Annotated in this window: 1 protein-coding gene; it reads right to left on the reverse strand. The window is 65.3% G+C overall.

The window, feature by feature from the left end; translation table 11 throughout:
- On the reverse strand, positions 1-349 hold a 349-nt coding region (locus CN514_RS20590; protein ID WP_141529451.1), incomplete at both ends, for an alpha/beta fold hydrolase.

Raw genomic sequence — 349 nt, forward strand, 5'->3', positions numbered from 1 at the left:
GTCCGGTCAGGTACGCCAGCGCCTGACGTCGCCCGCCATCCCCGAGCATTGAGAGCACCCCGGCAAGGACGAGCGGCAGAGTCTTGCGTGGCCCGAAACCGCTCGCCGATTGCAGAGCGAGGTGGGAGACACGCTCCGGCTCGTATGCGGCCAGCGCGGTGGCGATCCAGCCGCCGATAGAGACTCCCACGAAGATAGATGGTCGGTCTACCAGCTCACGATGCACCTCGGTGAGCCACCGCGCTTGCGCGTCCGCTTTGAAGGGAACACGCGTCGGTGTGCTGAGTCCCGCCTCCCCAGGCAGGTCAATTGCATGGAGCCGGTACTCGTTCGACAGTCGCATGATGGT

Origin of the sequence: Bacillus sp. AFS001701 (assembly GCF_002559405.1) — a bacterium.
Classification (GTDB): domain Bacteria; phylum Bacillota; class Bacilli; order Bacillales; family Bacillaceae_G; genus Gottfriedia.